At 36.6% G+C, this 26,024-nt stretch carries 22 protein-coding genes; all 22 read right to left on the reverse strand.

What is annotated here, in order from left to right; genetic code table 11:
- Positions 1–15: 15 nt before the first annotated feature.
- The gene (locus DW963_RS07410; protein WP_117914727.1) at positions 16–267 is read right to left on the reverse strand and encodes a hypothetical protein; all 252 of its coding nucleotides are present in this window, start codon (positions 265–267) and stop codon (positions 16–18) included.
- 169 nt (positions 268–436) lie between these two features.
- The gene (locus DW963_RS07415; RefSeq protein ID WP_117914729.1) at positions 437–4,510 is read right to left on the reverse strand and encodes a DUF5057 domain-containing protein; all 4,074 of its coding nucleotides are present in this window, start codon (positions 4,508–4,510) and stop codon (positions 437–439) included.
- An 18-nt stretch (positions 4,511–4,528) separates the two neighbouring features.
- Positions 4,529–5,236 (reverse strand): PilW family protein, encoded by a 708-nt coding sequence (locus DW963_RS07420; RefSeq protein ID WP_117914731.1) that lies wholly within the window; start codon positions 5,234–5,236, stop codon positions 4,529–4,531.
- 37 nt (positions 5,237–5,273) lie between these two features.
- Positions 5,274–5,882, reverse strand: a complete 609-nt coding sequence (locus DW963_RS07425) for a type II secretion system protein (protein WP_117914733.1) — start codon at positions 5,880–5,882, stop codon at positions 5,274–5,276.
- Positions 5,869–8,397, reverse strand: a complete 2,529-nt coding sequence (locus DW963_RS07430) for a hypothetical protein (protein ID WP_117914735.1) — start codon at positions 8,395–8,397, stop codon at positions 5,869–5,871. Before DW963_RS07430 ends, DW963_RS07425 begins: the two co-directional genes overlap by 14 nt.
- A 25-nt stretch (positions 8,398–8,422) precedes the next feature.
- On the reverse strand, positions 8,423–9,520 hold the full coding sequence (locus DW963_RS07435; RefSeq protein ID WP_147347586.1) for a hypothetical protein: 1,098 nt from the start codon (positions 9,518–9,520) through the stop codon (positions 8,423–8,425).
- Between the two features lie 23 nt (positions 9,521–9,543).
- On the reverse strand, positions 9,544–9,726 hold the full coding sequence (locus tag DW963_RS07440; RefSeq protein ID WP_117914739.1) for a prepilin-type N-terminal cleavage/methylation domain-containing protein: 183 nt from the start codon (positions 9,724–9,726) through the stop codon (positions 9,544–9,546).
- A gap of 22 nt (positions 9,727–9,748) precedes the next feature.
- Positions 9,749–10,435 carry a hypothetical protein gene (locus DW963_RS07445; RefSeq protein ID WP_117914741.1) on the reverse strand — a complete coding sequence of 229 codons (687 nt, stop codon included), beginning with the start codon at positions 10,433–10,435 and terminating at the stop codon, positions 9,749–9,751.
- A 12-nt stretch (positions 10,436–10,447) separates the two neighbouring features.
- Positions 10,448–12,034, reverse strand: a complete 1,587-nt coding sequence (gene pilM / locus DW963_RS07450) for a pilus assembly protein PilM (protein WP_117914742.1) — start codon at positions 12,032–12,034, stop codon at positions 10,448–10,450.
- 86 nt (positions 12,035–12,120) lie between these two features.
- On the reverse strand, positions 12,121–12,891 hold the full coding sequence (locus DW963_RS07455; protein ID WP_117914744.1) for a prepilin peptidase: 771 nt from the start codon (positions 12,889–12,891) through the stop codon (positions 12,121–12,123).
- Between the two features lie 25 nt (positions 12,892–12,916).
- Positions 12,917–13,408 (reverse strand): type II secretion system protein, encoded by a 492-nt coding sequence (locus DW963_RS07460; protein ID WP_117914746.1) that lies wholly within the window; start codon positions 13,406–13,408, stop codon positions 12,917–12,919.
- Between the two features lie 80 nt (positions 13,409–13,488).
- Positions 13,489–14,706 (reverse strand): type II secretion system F family protein, encoded by a 1,218-nt coding sequence (locus tag DW963_RS07465; RefSeq protein WP_117914748.1) that lies wholly within the window; start codon positions 14,704–14,706, stop codon positions 13,489–13,491.
- A gap of 375 nt (positions 14,707–15,081) precedes the next feature.
- A complete protein-coding gene (locus DW963_RS07470; RefSeq protein ID WP_158568659.1) occupies positions 15,082–16,059 on the reverse strand; it encodes an Rpn family recombination-promoting nuclease/putative transposase in 978 nt (325 codons plus the stop codon).
- A gap of 533 nt (positions 16,060–16,592) precedes the next feature.
- The gene (locus DW963_RS07475; protein WP_117914751.1) at positions 16,593–16,814 is read right to left on the reverse strand and encodes a hypothetical protein; all 222 of its coding nucleotides are present in this window, start codon (positions 16,812–16,814) and stop codon (positions 16,593–16,595) included.
- 107 nt (positions 16,815–16,921) lie between these two features.
- Positions 16,922–17,989 carry a type IV pilus twitching motility protein PilT gene (locus DW963_RS07480; RefSeq protein WP_117914753.1) on the reverse strand — a complete coding sequence of 356 codons (1,068 nt, stop codon included), beginning with the start codon at positions 17,987–17,989 and terminating at the stop codon, positions 16,922–16,924.
- A 36-nt stretch (positions 17,990–18,025) separates the two neighbouring features.
- Entirely contained in the window at positions 18,026–19,807 is a 1,782-nt protein-coding gene (locus DW963_RS07485) for a GspE/PulE family protein (RefSeq protein WP_117914755.1), read from the reverse strand.
- A gap of 88 nt (positions 19,808–19,895) precedes the next feature.
- On the reverse strand, positions 19,896–21,071 hold the full coding sequence (locus DW963_RS07490) for a hypothetical protein (RefSeq protein ID WP_117914757.1): 1,176 nt from the start codon (positions 21,069–21,071) through the stop codon (positions 19,896–19,898).
- Position 21,072: 1 nt separating this feature from the next.
- Positions 21,073–22,890 (reverse strand): aminopeptidase P family protein, encoded by a 1,818-nt coding sequence (locus tag DW963_RS07495; RefSeq protein ID WP_117914759.1) that lies wholly within the window; start codon positions 22,888–22,890, stop codon positions 21,073–21,075.
- Positions 22,891–22,934: 44 nt separating this feature from the next.
- Positions 22,935–23,588, reverse strand: a complete 654-nt coding sequence (gene sigK, locus DW963_RS07500; protein ID WP_117914761.1) for an RNA polymerase sporulation sigma factor SigK — start codon at positions 23,586–23,588, stop codon at positions 22,935–22,937.
- Between the two features lie 76 nt (positions 23,589–23,664).
- On the reverse strand, positions 23,665–24,930 hold the full coding sequence (locus DW963_RS07505; protein WP_195367561.1) for a peptidase U32 family protein: 1,266 nt from the start codon (positions 24,928–24,930) through the stop codon (positions 23,665–23,667).
- Positions 24,931–24,966: 36 nt separating this feature from the next.
- Positions 24,967–25,608, reverse strand: a complete 642-nt coding sequence (locus DW963_RS07510) for an O-methyltransferase (RefSeq protein WP_117914763.1) — start codon at positions 25,606–25,608, stop codon at positions 24,967–24,969.
- Positions 25,609–25,632: 24 nt separating this feature from the next.
- A complete protein-coding gene (locus tag DW963_RS07515; protein ID WP_286169167.1) occupies positions 25,633–26,010 on the reverse strand; it encodes a hypothetical protein in 378 nt (125 codons plus the stop codon).
- Positions 26,011–26,024: the final 14 nt, after the last annotated feature.

Genomic DNA, 26,024 nt, shown 5'->3' on the forward strand with positions numbered 1-26,024 from the left:
TACATAGTCTTCATCTTAGATAACGCTTCGTTGTATTCTTCTTCTGTAAACTTTGTAAGTAAATCCTTCCTGTCTGGCTTTTTCGTAAAACTTTTTCCACGCATCACACATATCAACCGACTCCCCTTCCTTAATCTCGCTTAGTTCTATCATATCCTTATTCTCTGTTATCTTTCCAATCATCCATAACAGATCTTTATCCACTCTTGTGCCATCATACTTGGAATATATGTAATCTATATTATTCCTGTATATATTGCTTTCCACTGCACTCTTCGCGGTGCGTTATTTCGTGTTGATATATTAACATTATAAAATATTAATGTCAATATATATTTACATAATAAATTATAAATATATTTTAATATTAAAAAACTTCCCGACCAATCCGTATAATCACGAATCAATCGGGAAGTCTTTAGGGGGTAGATAGCATTTAATCTAAATCAAACAAGTCTTTAATATGTATATTAAGAATTGAAAATCCTGATATATTCTTTCCATTCTCTTTCTGATCCGATGTTGCCCGTATTCCTATATTAAGTTTTCCTTCTTGCATATCACGTTTTAAATCATCAATACTCTTTGATTTAGCAGCAATATTAGCTACAACCTTATCATTATTAGACAGCAACGTCCAAAAATCATCAATTGTATATTCAACGCCAGCAGTAATGCCAACTGGATTCTGCTGTAATGATACTCCTCCTGGATTTGTTGCTGTTCCCTTAGTTGCATTAATATAACCTAAGCCAATATCATCATCTTCATCATATTTTCCATCACCATTCAAGTCTATATACATATAAGCATCTTTTATTTTATAAACATTTGAAAGATAATCTATCTTAAACTTAATTTGTAACCCACCAGTCAAGAACTTCTTATACATATTCTTTGTATATGATGTATATTCAGTCACAGTATCATCAATTGTAGCATCTGTATATGTAACTGTTGGAATATGTTTTCCTGATAATATCGCTTTAGTGAATGTATTAACAAAAAGTTGTAATTCTGATTCGCTCTTAATTGAATCATGTCCAGCTGCTGTATATGTAACATTACCGTATGAATAAATATAATAATTATTCATAGCATCTTTATCTGTAACTGAATAATATATATTTCGTCTAAGTCTATCAGAAGCCTCACCGGATACATCATTAACACCACTAAAGTTTCTGTCAAAAGACTTAGCAAATGTATACCAAACAACTGGCTGAATATTCATTGCTCCTGTCTCTGAATCATATAATTCAGATGGTTTTTCAAGATTAAGAGCAAAAAACTGATCATGAGTCTTGGCGATAGTTATAGAATTACCTTCAAGATAATCAATACTTTCATTTATAGCGTAAGGATATGAAGTTACCTGACCAGCATTGAGCTCTGTAGCCTTATTTGTCTCTATATTTGATGTAGATGATCTTATATAACCATTCTTTAGATAATCATTACTTCCATTGTATCCGTATTTAGTCAGTAAAGCATTGTCTACAAGTGTATTAAATTTATATGGTATATATTCAATATTATCCTTTTTACCTCCATCTTTAACTCTTACAAGCGTGAACAAATATGGATCTGTAAACTGTTTTTTCAAACTAAGTCGTGGCAAAAAAACAACCGTATCATTTCTTAAATATGAATAATCTTTTACTGATTCTGTTTTGCTAAAATTCTGTGTATCATTTTTATCTTTATACGTATATGAAGCTGTAGACATTGTGTTAAATGTAAACATTACAGAATACCCATCATCAATATACTGTCTAATTGCACCATTAATATTATCTGCAAGCTTTGACTCAGCTCCATAATTACCACTAAATCCCATGACAATCATAGAATATGTCTCAAGATCCGGAACAATTTCATTAATCAACTTACTACTACTGATAGAACCATCACTTGCATATGTATTATACGCTTTATTAAGTTCATCCTGTGTCATCTGCGTAACATGAAGTTCCAATCCTGTCGTAGAACCAACACTGGCGAATGCTTCGTTAAATGCTTCGTCATCTTTCAAGTCAAGTGCGCCTGAACCTCCAGATCCTAATATCTGAAGAACTCTTACCGTTGATTCCACACCCTTTATAGCAAAGGCACCTGTATTAACTGATTTTGGACATAAAGCTGAATCTGTATTTTTATCAGTGACTTCAATTATTTCAACCTTCCATGAGAAATAGCCTTTAGCAGATGCTGGTAATTTTACAGTAGTAATTATATTTGATGAATCACTCTTCTTTTCATAATACTTACCTCGTAACTTACCATTAAGATCTCTGTTATTACTTGTTTCATCATAATACCAAAGTTCTCTTCCACCTTCTGATATATCATCGGCAAATATACCATCCTGATTAATATCAATGTATACCTTTATCCTATACTTTCCTGCTGGTAATGATTCAACGAAATTAACCCCAAATTCTCCATCAACTATCGAAAGCTCATCCATCGAATATGAATTGCCAGACTTTGTTGATGAATTATATACGTATTGTCTCATATCAGCTTTTGCCGTTTCAATCCGACTTACTCGATCAATATAATATACATTTTTAGCAAGTTCTTTTCGATCACCATCTTCTTTTAACCATGATATATTTCTTGTTGTACCTGTTGCATCCACAACTTTCTGAACTATTCCATCAAGCTGTACATTTTTATGAATCTGAGTATCTTTTGATGCAATATCATCTCCAAAATACAGAGCCTCATCTATAACAAGTGGCATTCCTCTTAATGCATAATCATACAAATTATTATACATCTTCTCAGTCATATCATTGCCATTTAACTTAGCATTTGCAACTGTAGATCCACCTGATATAGCATTACCACTTGAATATACATTGCCAAGTATACTAGTATCAAGATTTTCAGCACCATAACTGCCTATGATAATCAAATCATATTCTGCAGCCAAATCAACATTCTTACCATTAAAACCGTTCATAGTACAATGCTCTACTGTAATATCGACATTCTCATCATCTGAGGTAATTCCAAACCACTTCTTAATTATATTCTCTGTTTCTGTTTTTCTTGTAGCTGTATCAGTAAGGAATCTATAATAACCAGCTGGTTCAACTTCCAAAACTTTCAAACTAGATATATTACCCGGATCCTGTGCTCCAAAAATATATCTTATTGCTTCGCAAGTTTTTATATCATTAGTTCCTAATTTTTTGCTTGCATCATCATAGTATGAACCAAGATAACGACCACTTGAGTCATGATCATTACCTTTCGATATATTAGATGTGAACTTCTGATACAACTGATTTCCATCGCTATATACAAATGAATTTTTTCTCAACTTGTTCTGACTGATTGCACCATCAGTTGTATTATAAACAGGATAGTAATAATCATTATTTCCTCCATCACGTCCATAATAATCTCTTACAAACATAATTGTACCAAACTCCAAATTATTACCATCAAGAGTCATTTTTATATCATTACCAGACGCATATATGGAACCTCTTTTTCCTGAATATCCATTCTTTGTTGCAGTACGCATAAAATCTCTTAACAGATAATCATTTTCTATACCATTCATTATATTGGCAACCTTACCAATATTTGATGTTGTTCCTTTATCTGCTGCATTGTATATTACTGGTTTTCCATCTTTTGCATTGCAATATAACAATTGAATAGCAACATCTGGTTTTAAATCTATTCCAGATGAACTCCATGCATAATTTTTAACACCAGCACCTGTCACGCTAATTTTGTTAGTATATTTTTTTATATTGTCATATGTTTCCTTAACATATCCTCCAAATGTTGATGAAATTAATACCAAACCTGCATCATTAATATCATCAACAGTAATATTCTTAGCATTCTTCACCCTTACCTGAACTTTTCCCTGTGCAAGAATGCCTTGCGAAGTTTCTCCATCTTCAGCAGTTGTTCCAAATACTAAATAAGAAAAAATATCCGAAACATCAGCTACTTTTTCCTGACCTTTATAAAAAACAACTTTAAAATTATCTTTTGTTAATTTACATTTTATCTTTTTCAAATCATCATCAGATACATTCCAACCATAATCTCTTGCAACAGTTCCTATTTGTATATAAGCCTGATATCCTGCTGCACTAATATTATCATTCATGGCCCTGATATAAGGTGTTGCTACATCTGAAATATAACTTTTAAGAGAACTAAGCTTTGTCTCTCCACTTGGAGCATTCTCAATTATCTTATCCCATGTAATAACGTCTTTATCTGAATTAGCTGTATCATATTTCCCAATCATAGGGCCAAATACATCATATGTATCATCCGGCACTATCTCAAGCACCGTCATAGGATTATCAACTGTATATTCTTTTACACCGATTGTTACCTTATCATTATCAGCACTGGCCTCTGTTTTTCTGGTAGCAACGATAAGTAATACAACAAGGCAGAATACAACAACAGATGCGATTGCTGGTAATATTCTTCTTTTAATGAACTTCTTAGAATTAATCTTCATCTCAATTACCTCCTACTATCACTGTTTACCAAAGTAACAATTCTTCTGGGCTGGTGTGATTTCTATTCCAACAGTTAACATTGTGAGTTCCTTTTCTGTGTCAACATCACCTGATATTGATTTTCCAATCTGGAAACTTCCATCGCCAGAATTAATCGTATTTCTTGTTGAATATTGCCTTACTACGGTTCTTTCCCGCCCCATTCTGCTGATCGTAATACTTACTATTATCTGCGGTTTCTTAACTATAGAAGTTATCTTTGCATTATCCCATTTGATGCCATCTTCATTAATAATAACATCAAAATGACTAACATTATCGCACACAAGACTCATCTGATCTGGATTCAGGGTATCGTCTGAATAATACAGTTCTTTCTTTTCGCTATCATAATAATAGCCCCATTCACTCAAAGTAACTGTCTTTTTATTACCAGAGGCATCTATCTGTTCTTCAGTAGTTCGTGTTGTATATAATTCAACATCAATCAAACCACTTGATTTAACACTCTTTTTAACTTTAATTTCATTAGCTTCCATTACATTCTTCTGAATCTGATTCAGACTGATATCAGCATCACTTTGTATCTGTGCCAAAGCTGTCTGCCTGCCGTAACTTTTTACGGACTGTGTAATAAGAAGGACAAGTGCTGTCAACACGATTCCTGATATTGCAATAGCTATCAATAATTCTACTAATGAAAAACCCTTGTTATCCTCTTTCATAACTCCTGCTCCCGTTATACCATGTAGTTTTCAATAATTAATTCTGTGTCGTTACCCTTCCTGTCTTGTACCACAATGTTGATTCATATATGTTTTTTGACACTGAAATAACAAATGTACCTTTGTTACCATATTTAGTACTATCCAACAGATTAGTTCCATCGGAAGACTCTACTTTGTTGCATGAACCATCTGATCTGCTGAAACTAATCTTAATAGAATTATTGTCATCTATCTTGATAGTATCAGTATCATCTGATTTCAGATTGGTTTTATAAGCAATCGATATCCTTGATGAACTGCATTTATAAGATTCCTCAAGAGTAGTTTCTGTCCCTGTAACCTTCCCATCTGCATCTTTCACCTCAGTTACCCTGTATGTATTGATTTCATACTGGTTTCCTGACTTTTTTACCTCCATATACCAGTCACCTGTCTTAGACATTGTTGTTGTCTTAAGAGAACTAAGTGTAGAATAAAGATTCTTATTCACTTTTTTGGCATTACCCTTGGATATTACTGACAAACTGACAGTTGTCGCTACAGAAACAACAACTATTATTGCCATAACAATAAGTAACTCAAGTAATGAAAATCCTTTATTATCCAGTTGTTTTGCATTTCTAAACATCTTACTCTTCTTCATACTTTCTCCACTGACTAAATGTTACCATATCCTTATATGTCATATCTGCCACATTAAGCGAGCCATCATCTCTCTCTTCCTTGCTTGCATTCCAGAATCTAAAGATATCCTCGAAATATTTGTACTGTTCAGTTCCAGGAATCTGTTTCTTAAGGCTTTCTCTGTTGTTCTCAATAAAGTTCTTGAATTTTTCACCTTTTTCATCTGAGAAATATGTATTCTTTACGGTGCAATTATTGCCAACGCTAATAACTTTATTACTAAGAAGTATTCCATTATAATCACATTCAAGATCAACATTACCAGAGCATACGATAATTCCACCTATCGTACTTGGAATAGTCAGCCTGATATCATTTCCATCTGTTGTCATTTTTAATTCTGACTCCTGGGTAATAATAACTGTTCCTACCGTGTTATTAATAGCGACAACAACCTTGCCATCAACAATTTTTAAAAATGCTCCATTATTAGAATCACCTGTTACATACTTTGTAAAGTCATTAAAGCCATTCTTTCCATCTGTATTAATAACATTATAGAATACATCCTTTGAAACATATTTATTAAGCTCAATTCCGTGACTAATATCTGTTCCGACCTGCATACTGTTCAGATAAGACTCAGCTGATGCCGTTGTAAGATATTTGTCAGCAGACGTTGTTAATGCACTCATTTCTCCACTATTGAGTACATCTTCCTTACTTAATGGCATAAGAATCTTACTGAATACATCGTATCTGTTAATTCTGTCTTTTCGTGTAGTATCAAAATATAATCTCATATTAGTAATGTCAGAAGAGTCAGCAAATACAATCTTGTTAGATTTTGCTGTTGGAGGATCAATCTTTGAATTAGTTGAAACAACTGATTTCAATATTTCTGCTCTCAGTGCAACTGCCTTTCTCTTTCTGTCTGATGAAAATCCTGATATATAATCATCAAATTTATCGCTATCATTAATAAGTTCAGCATATCTGTTTCTGCTGTCTGAATCTTTGAAATTGAAGTAATAATAATACTTCTCGATATTACCTGTCTCCTCGTTCTTTACAGCCTTGCTTACATACTGTGTATCGGTTGCAAGTAAATCATATCCGAAGAAATTATCTTCTGTAATCTTAACACTGAACGAAGTATCATCTGACTTAGATGGGTTAGAACCATTTCTTATCAGTGTTTGAGGTATAAGATATATTTCCTGATTAATATTAACCGAATACGACTCACCTGTAGGATATATATCATATTTGTTGCCGCTTGAATCCCTGTAAGCAACATATGCTCTACCTGCAATAACAAGTTTACTTAATGCACTGGAGAATTTTATGTTAGAACTTTCTCCATTAATTATAACTGAACTGTTATTATCAGCCGAATCATTATTATTACCTGTTCCATAACCTTCATATGATGAAGAAAATGTTACATCAGAATTATTACCTTCTATAGTTGTATCATCATTAGCATATACATGAGATGATATTGTTACTGTGTCAGAACTTCCTACAACAATATTATCAGCCCATACCTGATTGCCTGATAATGTTACATTGCTGGCATCCTTAATATTAAGCTTACCGCCGCATACAAGGTATTTACCACTGAATGTCATATTAGAACCGTTAACATAGAATCCATTTGATGAACTTGTGTTATCACCAACACCTGCATATGCATTACCACTAATATTAACTCCTGATACACCATTAAATGATATACCGGCATTACCTATTAATGAGAAATTACTAAAGAAAAGTGTTCCCGCTGGAACTTCATCCTTAAAATCAACGTATATATCAGGAAGTCCTACCGCACCATCAAATGTGATATAAGAATAATTTCCTGATTTGTCATCTTTGTACTCAACTACACAATCTGTAAATTTAACTGTATATATAGGAAGATTAGCTTGTGTTGCTCCACCTGCTGACGAATTATCAATTATTCCGGTTGTTGCAACTTCAATAGCTAATGTCTTAATAGACTTAACATTTAATGCAGACTCGTCACCTTCAATATAACTATTAAGCTTACCAACAAACTTCTCTCTTTCTGTCTGCTTTTCAGGATTTTCCGAATCCTTAACATCAGTAGTATCATTCCATTCATATGGAACGACTTCTTTAGGGTTATATCTTGTAATGCTAAATGAATCTATAAGATTGGATATATAACCTTCTCGTAGATTCTTATTAGCCTTCTTATTATCAACTACAACTGTAGTACCGTTAACTTCACTCGTACTAAAAAGCTTGGTTAACTGTTCTTCATAAGCTTTATTAAAAGACTGCATTGAAGTCTTTCCTAATGCAGCATATATCTCATCGACAGCTTCCTCAGCTGTATAGAATGATTTCGTTGACTGACTCGCAGCAATCTTCATCCGCAAGTTAACCATTGTTGTAGTAGTAATCAATGTTGCAAGTATCAACACAAAAGATGTCATTAAAAGTACTATTACAATTGTGGAACCAGAATTATTCTTTTTTCTTCTAAATAAACCCTTTCCCATATGCTATCTCCCATTCTTAAGCCAATTAATTTTCCTTTGTTGTTGTTACTCTGGCAATTCGGTTACTTTCGGTATAATAATCGTCTTCCTTTCCTTCTGACCATGCCCATACCTCAACAGTCATTCTGAACATTGAATCTGATGTCTTGGTTGTGTCTCCGGAATTCCATGTTGAATTACCACCTTTAATAGTAGAGTATACCTTTACAGTATCTTTCAATGAACTATTATCAGCTAGCGATACACCTTCAAGTGTTGTTGAATTTCCATACACTCGTGCAAGCTTGACTTTATTATTTCCATCTACAACAATCCTGCTATTGGAGCTGTCTACCTTTTCCTGCTGAAGAATATATACATTAAGATCCTTATATACAACCTCTTTAGTTCCATCACCAGAATAAGTAGGCATTGCATATCTTATCTCTATCTCATCCTTAGCATACTGTTCATTCTCTGTACCTGTTGGCGAACCGCTGCTGTTAAAAGGTGTATAGAACACATACAGATTCTTGGCATTATTCTCTAACGCACTATCAACATTATATCTTGATTTGCCACTATTATTAGATGGATTAATATCCTCATCCAGTTCGGCTGAGAATGTATAATCTCTCATTGTTGTTTCACTTTCATATGGAGCATAACTGCTTGAACCTCCGCCATATGTATATGTAACCTTAACTGACATCTTCTGAACATATGTAGGAGCACTCTTATCATCATTAAGATATTCAAGACTTATCTTAATAAGAGTTTTCTTAGTTATCTGTTTCTCATCATAACTGCCATATACAAGAGATTTGAAATGCTCTCTGGCACTGTTATCAAGACTGTCATCACGATATACATAGTTATTATTCGAATTAATATCAGTATACACTGACAGACCATATGAATTAATATCGTTAGCTGAATTAGCATTTCCCGTAGTCTTGGCAGTATATTTGTTCTTATCAAATGTTGTCTTAATATAGAACTTCTGGTTATTAACACCGTTATAATATTCTGCGCCTTTCGTCTTTACAATATAATATGGCTCAGTTACACTCGTACCTTCGGAATTCTTAGGTTCAACCTTAGTATAAGTATACTCACCATTACCCTTCAACAAATCTTCCAATGGAGTTATCTTGGCTTCCTCAACTATATTATTGATAGCAGTATTAGCATTCTCAGTTCTTCTTGCCTTGGAATTAATTCTTGCAGCATTAGAAAATGTACTGAGACTGGTAGAGATATAATTGCCAGAATTACAATTGCAACAAGAACTTCTACCAATGAAAATCCAGAATTATTCAATTGTCTTTTCTTATCTGTTACTCTCATATCCCTCTCCCAAATATTTCAATTAGTTACCTGACGAAAATATATTACCTGTTCCGGTCTTTACATCAAATGATGGTTCTGTAAACTTACGGTCGCCACCCTCTATTGAATAAAGTGCAATAGAAGCTGCACCTGATACAGTACCTGTTGACTCATTATATGAAGCCGAAAGTGACTCGATAGTACTCTTATTAGCATATGTATTGATATACTTAATAAAATTCTTCCACTGGCTGTAGTCACCTTCATAAGCAATACTTATAAGTGACTTATAACCAACAAGATTAGAAGAATATGAACTTGAACCGTTAACATTACTTGATGATACCTGTCCAAACTTGTAAAGAACTGTTGTTGGCGATAAAGCCAGGCTTCGTACCCATGTTCCTGTTACAGACTCAGTCTTAATAAAATAATTAATTGTATTAGGCTGAGTACTTCCAGAATCATACTTAGTTATAAGAGTATTGTATTCCTTCTCATACTTACTTGTATCTGAAATGTATTTATCTTTATTATTGTTCTTTTCTTTCAAGTCTCGCTGCGTTACCTCTAATGATGACTTCTTAGTAGATAATGTATCTGCCTGTGATGAAAGATTCTGATATCCAAAGAAATAAGCAAGGACTACAATTAATGCAGCTGCAACTATAAGCAGTAACTTTTTATCTCTTTCAGATATTTTTAACATACCTTTTAACTTATCCATCGATTAACCCCCCTACTTAGTTGTATTCTTCTGTGTTGTTGTTGCTTCACCAATGTATGAACATGATAATGAGAATGTAACTTCTGTTGCACCTGCATTATCTTTATTCTCTGTGATTGTAGGAACATCTACATTTAGAATAGATGAATTAGCCTGAAGCTGCTGTATAAGCTTGGCAACTGATGCCTTACTGTCAGCCTTACCACTTATTGATATAGCGCCTGATGCTACATTAATACTCTGGATAACAACATCACTTGGAATACTCTTTTCCATATAATCAATCAGATTCTGTAATGTATCATCACTGTCAGCTGTAAGTGCTGCAAAAGCCTGTACATCATTATACTTGTCTTTAGCACTGTAGTAATCATTAACAACCTGGTTAATTGAACTAAGCTTGTCTATACTCTTATTAAGCTTAGAAATCTCAGCATTAAGCACAACAACTCTTCCAAGAGGAACAAGTACAAGTGCTGCCGCTACAACAACCGCACCAGCAAGCGCGATAACAAGAGTCTTAGTATTCTCTTTCTTTACACCTGAATCAATCATCCTCTTAGGAACGAAATCAACCGGATCAATAACTGCACCTAAGTTAGTTACATAACTTGTAAGAGTAGCCTCTTCAACATACGCTTTCTTGTCCAGTGCAATATTCTTAAGTCTCTCAACCTTCTCAATTGGCATATTAAGTTCATTAGAAAGAAGCGTTGCAAAGCCCTTGATTGTTGTTGAATGTCCAATAAGGTAAGCCTTCTGGATTGATACTCTGTTACGTGATACATAGTAGTCAATAACTCGGTTGATATTACTTGCCATATATCTTAATGACTCTGTAACCTCATCTCCATCAAATCTTGAGTGAAGAAGTGTTTCATTCTGAAGCTTTGCAGTAGCAGCATCATATTTTAATTCATATCTTTCCATAACTGCGTTAACAAGCATTGATTTACCATATGGAACCATTCTCTGGAGCTGTAATACATTTTCTTTGAAGATATTAATTACTGTACTGTCGTTCTCTACCTGAATAACAAGACTGACTTCCGGTCCAATCTGCTGCTTCATTATCTGATATGTACTGTTACCTACATAATCGATAAATGCAATCTTGAAGCCTAAAGTCTTAGCAAGATTATAGTATGATTCAGCAACTTCTGAAGGGACCGCCGCTACCATGAGCTTTAACTTGTCCTGTCCTGAATCTTCTATTTTTTCAAGAATTGTATGCTGGATAATATACTCATCCATATTAACCGGGAAATATTCTGTTGCATTAGCCTGTACAATCTTACCGACTTTATCTCCCTTTACATTAGGAATAAGTACTTCCTTAGTAGCAAGTCTAGGAGAACTTATTGAAAATGCAACATCTTTAGATGCAAATCTGTGCTCATCCATTACTGCTTTAATAGCACTTGCAAGATTAGGTATATTTTCAAGAATGCCATCCTCATAGCATCCTTCAGGAGTAGGTATTGTTACTGTCTTATGAACTATAACATTCTTACCTGTTTTAGTGATTTCACATATCTTAATATACTCGTTATTAATAACGATACTTACCAATTTACCTTTGGCTTTAACTGCAGCCATAAAATCCTCCTATCCAGCTCCCCACATAATAAGCTATTCATTCTAGTTAATAAATATATATAAATTCGCTGTTCTTCCTCTCATGCTTAGAACGCCATAAGTGAAAGATACCAGTTAATTATATTCGTACCAAAAAGCATGGCTATTGTAAGCCCTGCACACAGATATGGTCCGAAAGCCAATACATGCTCAGCTTTCGTGACCTTCATACGGATGGAATGAATGACTGCACCCAAGATGCAGCCAATCAGAAATGCCAGGATAATGCACTTCCATCCTAAGAACAATCCTGCAAACGCCATCAGCTTAATGTCTCCACCTCCGAAAGCGTCAATTCCTTTAATTGCCCGTCCGATATACAGACATATGAGCATGAATCCACTTATAATACAAAACCCTATTAGATAGTCTAATAGGTTTTTGTAATCAAGTATGATTCTTATTACTGCCAAGACACCGATTGCCACATTAAGCGAAAATGGTATCTCGAAAGTTCTCCAGTCAATGACTGAAATAACAAGAAATATCGAAAATGCAAAGCACATCAATATGCTTAATGGATTGAATCCGTTCACAATAAAGATTATCACATATGCAATCCCATTGGTCGCTTCAATGATTGGATACTGCGGTGATATCTTTGTCTTACAGTGTCTACATTTTCCACCAAGTATTATGTAGCTTACCAGTGGTATGAGATCATACCACTGAATTTTCTCGCCACATGTCATACAATGCGAATGTTCTGTAGCTATATTCTCTTTTAATGGTAATCTGTAAATCAGTACGTTCAAAAAACTTCCGAATACGGTACCGTATAGAAAGATAATGAAGTACAGTGGTAATTCGTATTGCATTAACGTTGTCCTCTTTAATTAGTTATTACTGTGAAATAAAGTCAGTTGACTTTGTTCTAGCACAAGATACAATAGTACCATCTGTAGATGTTGTTGGAGCAACTGTATATACTCCTACTGAAACCTTTCCGTTGCTTGTAATCTTAATCTGAATTGAATTGGCAGACTTTGATGCAGCTGCTGATTTCATAGTAACACCGAGTGTACTATCTTCATTCATTTCATCATATAAAGCTTTAGCTAAACCTGTTGCATCTGATTTTATATCAGCATATGCAACAACATTTCCATTTGTTGTATCCAATTCTTTTGCTACTGCTTCTGTTGAAACTGCTGTTACAACTGACTGTCTGATTGAATCAAGATTCTGAAGATCTGTTGACTCTCTTGACTTCTCAACGTTTCTAATAAGTGTTGGAGCTAATACACCAACAAGTACTGCCATAATGGCAATAACTACGATAAGCTCTACTAAAGAGAAACCTTTGTTACCTAATTTTTTCTGTGTTTTTTTCATGTTTCATATCTCCCTTTTGAAATATATTTATATAAATCTGATATCATAAGCGACCTGACTATCAGATTGTATATACTTAATTAAGAATTGCCCAGTGTATTATAGAGCTGAATCATTGGCTGGTAGATTGCAAGTATAAGCATTACTACTACTAACGCCATAAGTACTATAATAATTGGTTCCATAAGAGAAGTAAGAGTCTGTGTCTGAACTTCTACTTCTTCCTCATAATATACTGCTGAGTTAGTTAACATCTCCTCAACATTACCTGTCTCCTCACCGATACCGACCATATGTACGACCATAGGTGGAAACAATCCCGTGGACTTTAACTGGTTAGATAACGGTAAACCAAGTGACACACCATTCTTAACCTTTTCCAGTCCATCGTAGAATAATACATTCTTCATAGTCGAAGCTGATATCTCAAGTGCATCAATCATAGGCATACCTGCCTGCAACAATGTACTCATCGTTCTTGCAAATGAAGCACATGCTGACTTAGTCTGTAACAATCCGAATACCGGAATCTTTAACTTTAATTTATCAAGGTTATGTCTTCCTGCATCAGTTCTCTTATATAACTGAAGTCCTACTACAATTCCTGCAATAACAATTATGTATATGAACCAGTAATGCTTAAGACTGTTACTCATCGCAAGAATCGCTTTAGTTGTAACCGGCAGTTCACTGTCAAGGTCTTCGAACATTGTCATAAAGCTTGGTATAACGAATGTAAGCATTACAATAATTACACCAATCATTACGCACAGAAGAACTATTGGATACATCATTGCTTTCTTAACAACACCCTTTAACTTGGCATCCTTCTCGAACTGTATAGCCATTCTTGTAAGAGAATTCTCCAAGCTACCTGATGCCTCACCTGCTTTAACCATATCCACGAGAATACTTGGAAACTCTTCATTCTGTTTCATAGAATCCGAAAGAGTCTCGCCTTTCTCTACGCTGTCCTGTGTTCTCTTAATTGCTTCCTGTAGCTTCTTATTCTCTGTCTGTTCAGAAAGCATCTCCAAAGCATTGATTACACTGACACCCGCTTTAAGAATACTTGCAAACTGTCTGCAGAATACACTCATATCTCTGGCTGGTATCTTCTTTTTACCTAAAAAAGATACATTCACATCCTTATCAAGTGCCCCCTGTTTTCCAATTGACACAGGTGTGAATCCCTGTTCCTTTATCTTTCTGGCTGCTTCATCCCTGCTCTCGGCTTCCACAGCTCCTTTAACATCTTTTCCCGAAGCGTCTACCGCTTTGTATGAAAATGTTTCCATATCACACTCCCCATTCCAAGTAGAATCAAATTTGTGCGTTTAGTATAACACACCGTCCAATTTATGACAATAATTTTATCAAAATTAACAAACAATTAATTAGTCATTAAATTACTATTGCCACATAATTATCCACTTCACATATATACCACAAAGTAGTACTTATTGACTACATACTAAAAGTAGGGGATTTATTCATCTTTTGTCTTTGCAGCTTGATATGGCGTTTGGTCGTTTTCACGGGTGGATAGCTTTTGGAAGACCAAAGTTAGAAGTTGCCGTGATTGATAAGTCATTTTTACTAGGCATCTGTTATTAGACGCATTTATACAAAAAAAGCAACGCCAGTATGTTACTACCGGCATTGCTTTTATCTTACATATTCAATTTTGCTTTGATTTCTTCTATATCATAATCTGGTGCTGACGCCACTACTGCATCATAGATTGGTTTGATGTCAGCTTCTTCCTCCTCAAGTTCTGAGGCTATTGTTGGGAGAGACTTGGATTTTCTCACTTTCTTCATAATCTGGTTGATTTTGGTTAATATTTCGCCTTCTTCAATTCCTTTCTCAATTCCTTTCTCAATTCCTTTTTCAATCCCTTCCTTAATTCCTTCAGCTAAACCTTCCTCTCGCGCTTCATCAGCCAAGGTCTTTCTCACTTTTTCCTCTTCATAGTCATATATACTCACTTCTACAATCTCCTCTCTGTGCTCTTTAAAGAAATCGACAAGTATATTTTCTTCTATGCATTCGTCTATCGCCTGTATTACTGCTTCTCTGACATTTATTTTTTCGTTGTCTGTCTTTTTTCTTACTTTTTCAACGAATGTCATGTAATCGCGAAGGCTCTTGCATTTATTAAGGATTTCTGCATCTCCATTGATGTCTATAACTTTTACTTGAAGGTCAATCTGCGGATTATCCACATGCTTTTCGAACATTTCAGCAAGTGTGAGCTTGTCTCTGTCCCACTTTTCTTTACCATTGTAGAATGTTACGAAGTACGGCACTGGAATCTTCATCATTGTTTTTCGGTGAAGCAGCTCGTTTCCAAACATTTCCCTATACACATCTGACAGATAATGCAGGAAGCGCAGTGGCATGTTTTCGTTCTTGCTGGATTGCTGTTCGAACATATACAGGCTCATATTCAGCACAAACGAGGCATCGTTCTTGTACTTCATATACGAACCGTCTTTTAATGTCGTCACTTCCAGATCATCCACATTTGTGTAATTGGAATCGTTAAGTGCGTTATACAGTTCAAGCAGGTTTTTCTTGTTCCTGTACAGCATGCAGAATACATTATCCTTGTATTTAACTGCTACTTTGTCTTTTTTCTCTGCCATAGATATCCTCCTCTTTCTCGCTTGCAGGCTGATATCCACGCGCATTTTATACACTTGTACTAATAATTGGGTCTCTATGTATAGTATATTAGCATTAACGGATATCTAATACAAGCCTGCTTTATTTAATTGTGTCTTGCTGGGTAGTCTGAATGATTATTCAGTCCTGATAGGCAATGGACGCCGGATAATTGTGTATCCGTGTGCATTGCTTAAGATAAAAGATTTCCATCTGCAATTCTTTTAATATATTAATATCACTTTTATTTAGGTATGTCAATTGTTTTGTAATTATTGTTTTGAAATTGTGTTGGTGGGGTGTTATTTATCATCACGGGGGTATCTTGGGAATCCAGCATGATGTGCAAACTACTTGGGGATTGGACGTTTTCGTGGGGTGTGTGCACGGTGGAAGTCCAATTTTGTGTTTTTTCATTACGATTTTGGACTTCCACATGCTTTCCCGCCGCTCTAACGTCCAATCTGACAGACTGTGGCTCCCCTTTTGGACTTCCTGCATGCCTCCCGCCGCTCTAATGTCCAATCTGACAGACTGTAGCTTCCCTTTTGGACTTCCACATGCTTTCCCACCACTTTAACGTCCAATCTGACAGACTGACTCGTCTCTTTTGGACTTCCACATGCTTTCCCACTGCTTCAACGTCCAATTTCACGCGATGTAATCCTGGAATTGGACTTCCGCACATCTTCCCGCCGCCATAACGTCCAATATGACAGACTTCAATGTTCAACATCCAAATCCCCCGCAATCAAGACCTTGCCCTGACAGCAAAAAAGCAATGCTGGTATATCACTACCAACATTGCTTTACTTACTTTATATTCAGAAGAATCAATTAGTTTTAGAAGAACTGATTAACTCTCTTAGCAACATAGTTAACATCCTGTGCATAACCTATTGCGTTCTCTGCGTTGATAAGGCCTTTGTTATAAAGGTCAAGCAGCGCGTCATCCATCGAAAGCATACCTTCTTTTCTTGCTGTCTGGAGAACACTTGATATCTGGTATGTTTTAGCCTCTCGAATAAGGTTCTTGATTGGAATTGTTCCGTGCATTACTTCAAATGCAGCTACTCGACCATGCTTGTCAGCTGTAGGGATGAGCTGCTGTGATATAACAGCTTCAAGTACTACAGCAAGCTGGATTCTTATCTGCTGCTGCTGATGTGGAGGGAATACATCGATGATACGGTCAATTGTTGCGGCCGCACCGATTGTATGCAGTGTCGAGAATACAAGATGTCCTGTCTCTGCTGCCGTTATGGCTGTTGAGATAGTCTCTAAGTCTCGCATCTCTCCTACAAGAATTACATCAGGATCTTCTCGCAGTGCTGCACGGAGTGCATCAGCATATGAATGTGTATCAAGCCCAATTTCTCTCTGGTTAATCATAGCCTTTCTGTGAGTATGAAGGTACTCAATAGGATCTTCCAATGTTATTACATGTGCATTACGATTGTCATTGATTCTGTCAATCAGAGAAGCAAGTGTTGTAGATTTACCGGAACCTGTAGGTCCTGTTACAAGAACAAGTCCTCTCTTCTTGGCATATAATTCTATAACTGACTTAGGAACTCCAAGACTTTCCGGCTTAGGGATAACTGTTCCTACAACTCGCATTGCACACGCAACTGAACCTCTCTGCCTGAATACGTTAACTCTGTATCTTCCTACATTAGGGGACGAGAAAGAGAAATCGAGTTCGCCCCTGTCCTTAAACAGCTCCTTCTGCCTTTCATCCATTATGGACAGAATCAGTTCTTCACAGTCAGCCGGTGTCATCTTAGGATAATCAAGATCAACAAGCTCTCCATTAATTCTGATTCTTGGTGGAAGTCCAACTGTCACATGGACATCACTCGCTTTCTTTTCTTTCGCTATAGTTAGTAATTCTTCAATTGTAAATAACATTTTTGCCCCCATTGTATTGTTACATTGTATTGTTTATTAATTAATCTGTTCAAGTTCAATGTGTTCTATATCTGAACCTGACGCTTTAGCTGCATTAGGATTAGGCTGCGAGTCATCTTCCTCTGCCTCATATGTAGCCCTTACCATCTCAGCTATTGTTGTTACCCCCTGTTTAACTGCATTGATAGCAGCCATCTTAAGAGTATTCATTCCTTCTTTTATAGCCTGGTTCTTAATTTCTTCTGCTCCAGCATGTTTTGAGATAAGTCTCTTAATTGGTGGAGTTATCTTCATAATCTCATATATACCGAGTCGTCCATAGTATCCTGTTCCATTACACAGCTTACAGCCACATGGCTCATATATTGTATATGGTTCATCAGGATTAAGTCCAAGCATATGCTTCTCTGATGCAGTTGCTTCCTTAGGCATCTTGCAGTCGCACAGCTTTCTTACAAGTCGCTGGGCGATAATACCAACAAGTGAATCAGCAATCAGGTATGACTCAATACCCATATCCTCAAGACGAGCGACAGAACTTGCTGTGCTGTTAGTATGCAGTGTACTGACAACAAGGTGACCTGTGATAGAAGCTCGTACCGCAATCTCGGCTGTCTCACCATCTCGGATCTCACCGATCATGATAATATCCGGATCCTGTCGTAAGATTGATCTTAAGGCAGTTGCAAATGTAAGGTTGGCTTTGTTATTAACCTGAACCTGATTGATACCATCAATGTTAGCCTCGACTGGGTCTTCAACAGTTATGATATTAACATCTTCTGTATTAAGTTCACTTAAAGCTGTATAAAGTGTTGTAGACTTACCAGAACCTGTAGGTCCTGTTACAAGGATGATTCCATGTGGATTCTTTAAAATATCATCAAATACCTTAAGATCCGCTGGTGTAAGTCCAAGCTTTGATTTATCAATGTTGAAGCCTTCCTTGGAAGCAATTCGCATAACGCACTTCTCGCCATATACTGTAGGAAGGTTAGATACTCGGATATCGTACTCTCTTCTATCAACATTAATGGTAATACGTCCATCCTGTGGCTTTCTCTTCTCAGAGATATCCATTCCCGACATAATCTTGATACGGGTTGTAATAGCACCAAGAAGCGTATTATCATAATCAATAATTTCACGGAGATTACCATCAATTCTGTACCTTACACGGATACTCTTCTCCATTGGCTCAATATGTATATCGGAAGCTCTCTGTCGTACAGCCTGCTCAATAACACTGTTAATGAGCTGAACGATAGGAGCATTTTCTATCTCTTCTCGTCTTGCCTTATCTTCCTTAGTCTCTTCCCTTACAGTCTCGCCCTGCTCTTTCTTATACAGGTCAACAATACTCTGTGCCTGTTTCTGTCCGAACGCCTTATCAAAAAATGCATTGATATCTGTAGCATTAGCAAGAACCGGAACAACCTGCTTTCCAGTTACAATGTTGATATCATCCATAGCAAGAATGTTAGTAGGATCTGCCATCGCAACTCTTATAGCACCTGGATTATCCGGTGCATCACCTAACGGAACAAGAGTATATTTTCTCATAATACTCTCATCAAGCATAGAAAGAACATCGTCACTTACTTCTGTCTCTCTCATATCAACATAATCAATTCCAAGACTGTCACAAAGTGCCTCATTAATATCTCTCTGGTTAGCATATCCCAATGCTATAACCATCTCACCGAGCATCTTACCCTGCTCTCTCTGTCTTGAAAGTGCAGTCTGTAACTGGTTCTCATCTATAATTCCCTTCTTAACAAGAACATCACCCAATCTAACTTTCTTTCTGTAATTCACCTTCAACCTCTTTCCGCAGGCTAATCCCCCCTGCTATTAGCGCATTAATAAATAGATTATATCACAACAGAATACATTATACAAATAGCTATTTAACCTCTTTTATAGTATAATTTTCACTCTTGCTGCCGATACACTCATTGTACAGAGCATCATAATCAGTGCTGCATATGTATCTCTTACTTTCATTATCGTGGTTCATGTCAAATGTGCCATCAACATTTTGATATGTATTGCTGTATGAAAATGCGAAGTAGACAGTTTTGCTGTCTTCCGAATCTGATATTGTTGCCTGGGCAATTATGTATACGTAGTTATTGTTATCTCCGGCAGTTCCCTTTCTTGAAAGGAAATATGTTGAGACAATCTTCGCAGCGCTGGCTGTTTCCTCATTAATGTGGTACAGATATGAAGTATCCTTTGTTGCCTTATACAGCATGTGAAATGTTGTATCTGCTGTTTCAGCCGTAATTGTATCAAGCACTTCTTTGCCCACCTGCTCTATAACGCTCCTGTCTATCTTAGACACATCGTCGATATATCCTGGCAGCTTGTCTGCACTATATGAAGCCTCCATATTCTGTGCAAGGAATCCATGTCTCGCAATCTCTTCATATGATGCATTACATGTTATCTTAACTGATTCGCCATAACTTATATTATTCTTCTTGTCTGCAGTAAACGTAAGACCTGCGAGGTACTCATCATCCCAATTGTTGGTTATGACAACGTTAGCCTCCGGACTTACCCCTGTAAACATAACATCCAGCCTGTCAAACAGTTCAACAGATGTTCCCTTAGATATTCCCGATGCCTTTATCTTTTTATTACCACTGCTTATACTTATCCCGACAGCATCCTCATATTTTTTGTCAGCATCAAGTCTTACCTTATATGTATCACCGTTAGAAACATCTGCTGCCTCTGAAGATATGTCTATCGATGCAATAAGCATTTTAACATTGTATGACTTGTCTGAGTCATTGCTTTTTCCCATAAGTTCTTTGTATAGCTTGTCTTTGTTAAGCGTGAATTCCGGGCTTGCATAGCCGTTAGCACCATTATAGTTTATTGTGACATAATCCCACACATCAAACCTTTGTGAACGGATAAAAAGTGCTACAACCATTGCTGCTATTACTCCGATTGCTGCGATAAGAAGTCCAACCCTGCGTTTCTTAATTGTACGCCCCATGAACCTGAACTCTTTCTTAATCTCTTTCTCAATAACTTCACCCTTATGTGAAAATTCTTTTAATTCCATATTACACTCCTACTGGTCTTGTTGCCTCTCTTAACATAACCTTTTCTTCACCTTCAAAATACGTTTCAAGCGTCTTATATACTCTTTCCTGATAATTGTTCAGTCTCTCAGTATCCACAGAATCAAGATAATTAACATCAACAAGTTCTAAGTCTATTGGAACAACAGTAAGCATGTCAAACTTTAAAAATGTGCCATATTCATTGTCGAAGTCTTTCTGGCATACTATTTCATTTTCAATTCTTATTCCGAACTCACCCTCAATGTATACACCTGGCTCATCTGAGGTAACCATACCTTCTTCTATAACTGCAAGATCATTCTTTCCCGGATTGTGCTTCCATCGAAATCCATTAGGACTCTCATGCACATTTAAAAGGTATCCTATGCCATGACCTGTTCCGCAGCGGTAGTCCATTCCGACATTCCACAGTGGTGCTCTGGCAAGAATATCAAGACTGAAACCGTTACAGCCTTTCAGAAACTTTGCATTTGCCAGGCTTAACATGCCTTTAAGTGTAAGCGTGTAGTACATCTTCATCTTGTCGGTAACAGGTCCAAGTGCTATTGTTCTTGTTATATCAGTTGTTCCACGCATATACTGTCCGCCTGAATCCACAAGCAGCATACCCTCTGGCTTTAACACCACAGCATTAGTTTCATCTGCATGGTAATGCATCATTGCTGCATTGGCATTATACGCACTGATTGTGTCAAAGCTTAGTTCTATGTAATCTTTTATATTGCTTCTTAAATTATCAAGATATGCCGCTGCAGCTGCTTCTGTTATATTACCTGAAGCTACATTTTTCTTAAGCCAGAATATAAATTTTGTTACAGCAACGCCATCGTCAACATGTACGCTGTACAGATTCCTTATCTCTGTCTCATTCTTTATTGCCTTAAAAAGCATTGCAGGATTGTCAGACAGTACTGCTTTCACATCTATTCCAGACTGTATAAGCTCATATATACGCATATTCACACGTTTCTTATCAATAAGTACTTTTCCATTCATTCTGGTAATGTCTCCATATATGCTGTCATATGGCAGCACCTTCACACATGCTTCCCCGAATTTTGCCAGCGTCTTATCATCAAACCTGTCCTTATCTGTATATATGTATGCTTCATCCTTAGTTATCACTGAATACGCCATAATTACAGGGTTACACTCAACATCGCGTCCCCTTATGTTAAATGTCCAGCATATGTCGTCAAGAGTTGCCATAATATGTACATCAGCATTTTTATTATCCATGTACTTTCTTATGCGTGTAAGCTTGCTTTCTATGCTTTCTCCTGAGTACTCTTCATCAAGATAAAATGCTTTGCTGTGTGGAAACGCTGCCCTGTCCTCATATATATTCTCAATTGCATCAAAATCATACAAACAGCCAGCTCCTGCTTTTTTACATATATCAGACAGCTCAATTCCTTCTTCTGCCGGCATGGTTCTTCCATCAAATCCCATACGCATTCCATCTTTAACTATACTCTCACAGTACTGAATCACATTCATAACGCCCGGTGCACCAACTCTCATAAGTGAAAAGCCTGTCCCTTCTATCTGCTTTTCAGCCTGCACGAAATATCTTCCGTCAGTGAAAAGCCTTGCATCATTCTGTGTTATTACAGCAGTTCCTGCTGAGCCTGTGAATCCTGTAATAAATTCTCTTTCTTTAAAGTAATCACCGGCATACTCTGATATATGATAGTCACCTGTAACAACCACATATATATCAACGCATTCTGTCTTCATAATGTCTCTTACCTTAGATAATCTTTCAGCTATTACTTTAGCATCTGTAATCTCCATGACCTGTCCTCCTGACTATATTGTAATATAAATGTTGTCTCCTGTTACATTAATTTCCGCTCTATAAGCACTCCTCTCAATTTGCCAAGTGCCTTTTTCTCTATCCTGCTCACATAACTCCTGCTTATACCAAGTCTGTCAGCAAGCTCATTCTGTGTACATTCTTTTGCACCAAAAAGCCCATACCTGTATTTTAATATCTCTATCTCTCTTGGTGCAAGCACCTTTTTTATATTACCATATATACACTTAATCTGCTCATAAAACATATAATCTTCTACAGCATCTGGCTGTTTCTTCTCCGAATCCTCTACGATAATATCCTTAAGGCTTATCTCATTTCCTTCTTTGTCCTTTCCTATAGGCTCGTTCAGCGACACTTCCCGTTCTTTCTTTTTATCCTGACGGAAAAGCATAAGAATCTCGTTGTCTATACATTTGGCAGCATATGTGGCAAATCTTACGTTTCTTTCTATGTCAAATGAATCAACAGCCTTTATAAGACCTATTGTTCCCACTGAAATCAGATCTTCATTAATGTAATCACGTTCCGTAGAGGTATATTTTTTCACTATATGAGCAACCAGACGCATGTTCTTTTCTATAAGAACATTGCGTGCCGCACTATTGCCATTGTGTAATTCTATCAGCAGTTCTTTCTCTTCCTGTGCCGATAACGGTTTTTCAAATGTTTTCAAAAAGGCACCCCTACACATTTTTATATATAATATGTGTAAAGGTGCCTTTAATTGCCTATCCAACTGTCTCTTTAATTTAACTGTTAACTTCTGTCTCTTCTTCCTGGCGTCTTAAGATATCATACTTATCAAGCTGGATTCCTAAGTCAATATAGAGGTTCTGCTTAGGATGTGGACAGCTCTCCATGTCCTTTCCATTCTCGTCAACAATACGCTTGACTGTAACTTCTATATTCTGTCCGTCCGGCTTCATAACCTCAATTGTCTCGCCAACTGAGAACTTGTTACGCTGCTCAATATGGTAAAGTCCCTGCTCGTTAGCATCTCCTACGATACCAAGATATGTGTATTCCCTGATATATGTGTTGCTGTCATATATCTGTGTATTCTCGTCCGGCTTTCCAAAGAAGAAGCCTGTTGTGTACTGTCTGTAAGTACATTTGCTTATCTCGCTCTTATAGAATGGGATTCTGGCCTTATACTTCTCAGGGTCTTCTATGAAATCATCAATAGCAAGTCTATAAGTTCTTGCAACAGTTGCAACATACAGAGCTGTCTTCATACGGCCTTCTATCTTAAATGAATCGATGCCTGAGCTTACCATTTCTGGAATATGCTCTATCATGCATAAATCCTTAGAGTTAAATATATATGTTCCTCTCTCATTCTCGTATACAGGCATGTACTGTCCCGGTCTGTTCTCCTCAACAACAGCATATTTCCAGCGGCATGGATGTGTACATGCTCCCCTGTTAGCGTCTCTTCCTGCAAGGAAGCTTGATAACAGGCATCTGCCCGAATAAGATATACACATTGCACCATGCATGAATGTCTCAATCTCCATCTCTTCAGGGATATGTGCTCTTATCTCCTTAATCTCCTCAAGCGATAATTCTCTTGCTGAAACCACTCGCTTTGCACCCTGGTTCCACCAGAAATTATATGTCATATAGTTAGTATTGTTAGCCTGTGTACTGATATGGATATCTGTATCAGGAAGCACTTCCTTTGCTATTGTGAACATTCCCGGATCAGATATAATAAGCGCGTCAGGTCCTACTTCCTTAAGTTCCTCAAAGTAAGCTCTTGCGCCCTCAAGGTCATAGTTATGTGCCAGAATATTAGCTGTAACGTATACCTTGACATTTCTTTCATGGGCGAACTTAACGCCCTCTTTCATATCTTCTATTGAAAAATTCTTAGCCTTAGCTCTTAATCCAAATGCTTCACCACCGATATATACGGCATCTGCACCGAATATTACTGCTATCTTTAAAACTTCAAGACTGCTTGCTGGTATGAGAAGTTCTGTCTCCCTGCCATTATACATATGTCCTGCCATATTATCCTCATTTCTGCGCTGCTTTTGCGCTGCATTTTACTGTTTTACACTGAGTGTAATTCCATCGCCGATAGGAACAATTGATGTCACAAAATCCTTTGTATGAGTAAGCTCATACACATACTCCCGTATTCTTGTATGAATTGTTCTGTTCCTTCTTGTAACTGCATAACGGGATTCGACTATCTCACCCTCCTGCAGAATATTATCCGATATAAGAAGTCCACCTTTTCTAAGGACTCTCTTAATATCAGGAAGATAATTAATATACTGTCCTTTAGCTGCGTCCATGAATATAAAATCATATGGGCCATCAAGAGTCTTTAGCACTTCAAGGGCATCACCTTCTATGAGTGTAATTACATCCTCTTTGCCAGCTCTCTTAAAATTGTTCTTCGCAACCGGTATCCTTTTATCATAATTCTCTATTGTAGTAATCGTGCAATTATGTGGCATATTCTCACTCATAAGAATAGATGAGTAACCTACTGCTGTTCCAACTTCCAGAATTCTTTCAGGTTGTACAAGCTGTAACAGCACCTTCAGCAAATTACCCATCTCTTTTCTAATGATTGGGACTTCATCCGCAATCGCTTCTTTTTCAATTGTATTACATATATCAGAATTACCACAATCAAGAGAATTAATATAGGCAACTACTCTTTCATTGACTATCATATATTCCCCTTACAATTATGTTATTTATTCTTCCTCACTGTCTGACTGTGCCAGAACTTGCATAATCTCGGTAGGTGTCATTCCCGTGTTAAGCTCATAGGTTCCACCAACAAACTTTCCCTTATAATCTGAGAACTGAATCTGGAAAAACGCTATTGTCTTATCACTCACAAGTCCCTTATCATAAAGAAGTTCTGCAAGTTTCTTAGGCTGTATATCTGTTGTTATAGTAACTTCAACTGTACGGGCATTATCTTCTGAATCAACTGACTGCTCGTTAAATACTTTCTCACCAAATGAATATGCCCTGCTTCCAGCGATAAATACAAGATATATTCCTAGTACAATTATTAATACATTCAGTGATACTGATATCAGCATTCTGATTGATTTATTGCTCATAAAACCTGCATCTC

Origin of the sequence: Eubacterium sp. AM46-8 (assembly GCF_003466705.1) — a bacterium.
Classification (GTDB): domain Bacteria; phylum Bacillota; class Clostridia; order Lachnospirales; family Lachnospiraceae; genus Lachnospira.

What these genes read in the sequence shown, in the direction of transcription:
- DW963_RS07440 (WP_117914739.1), bottom strand. Translation starts at nt 9,726, where the DNA reads ATGAGAGTAACAGATAAGAAAAGACAATTGAATAATTCTGGATTTTCA.
- DW963_RS07465 (WP_117914748.1), bottom strand. Translation starts at nt 14,706, where the DNA reads ATGGAAACATTTTCATACAAAGCGGTAGACGCTTCGGGAAAAGATGTT.
- DW963_RS07445 (WP_117914741.1), bottom strand. Translation starts at nt 10,435, where the DNA reads ATGGATAAGTTAAAAGGTATGTTAAAAATATCTGAAAGAGATAAAAAG.
- DW963_RS07505 (WP_195367561.1), bottom strand. Translation starts at nt 24,930, where the DNA reads ATGGCAGGACATATGTATAATGGCAGGGAGACAGAACTTCTCATACCA.
- DW963_RS07510 (WP_117914763.1), bottom strand. Translation starts at nt 25,608, where the DNA reads ATGATAGTCAATGAAAGAGTAGTTGCCTATATTAATTCTCTTGATTGT.
- DW963_RS07455 (WP_117914744.1), bottom strand. Translation starts at nt 12,891, where the DNA reads ATGCAATACGAATTACCACTGTACTTCATTATCTTTCTATACGGTACC.
- DW963_RS07515 (WP_286169167.1), bottom strand. Translation starts at nt 26,010, where the DNA reads ATGAGCAATAAATCAATCAGAATGCTGATATCAGTATCACTGAATGTA.
- DW963_RS07475 (WP_117914751.1), bottom strand. Translation starts at nt 16,814, where the DNA reads ATGTTGAACATTGAAGTCTGTCATATTGGACGTTATGGCGGCGGGAAG.
- DW963_RS07425 (WP_117914733.1), bottom strand. Translation starts at nt 5,882, where the DNA reads ATGAAGAAGAGTAAGATGTTTAGAAATGCAAAACAACTGGATAATAAA.
- DW963_RS07420 (WP_117914731.1), bottom strand. Translation starts at nt 5,236, where the DNA reads ATGAAAGAGGATAACAAGGGTTTTTCATTAGTAGAATTATTGATAGCT.
- pilM (WP_117914742.1), bottom strand. Translation starts at nt 12,034, where the DNA reads ATGGCTGCAGTTAAAGCCAAAGGTAAATTGGTAAGTATCGTTATTAAT.
- DW963_RS07430 (WP_117914735.1), bottom strand. Translation starts at nt 8,397, where the DNA reads ATGGGAAAGGGTTTATTTAGAAGAAAAAAGAATAATTCTGGTTCCACA.
- DW963_RS07470 (WP_158568659.1), bottom strand. Translation starts at nt 16,059, where the DNA reads ATGGCAGAGAAAAAAGACAAAGTAGCAGTTAAATACAAGGATAATGTA.
- DW963_RS07495 (WP_117914759.1), bottom strand. Translation starts at nt 22,890, where the DNA reads ATGGAGATTACAGATGCTAAAGTAATAGCTGAAAGATTATCTAAGGTA.
- DW963_RS07480 (WP_117914753.1), bottom strand. Translation starts at nt 17,989, where the DNA reads ATGTTATTTACAATTGAAGAATTACTAACTATAGCGAAAGAAAAGAAA.
- DW963_RS07460 (WP_117914746.1), bottom strand. Translation starts at nt 13,408, where the DNA reads ATGAAAAAAACACAGAAAAAATTAGGTAACAAAGGTTTCTCTTTAGTA.
- DW963_RS07415 (WP_117914729.1), bottom strand. Translation starts at nt 4,510, where the DNA reads ATGAAGATTAATTCTAAGAAGTTCATTAAAAGAAGAATATTACCAGCA.
- DW963_RS07490 (WP_117914757.1), bottom strand. Translation starts at nt 21,071, where the DNA reads ATGGAATTAAAAGAATTTTCACATAAGGGTGAAGTTATTGAGAAAGAG.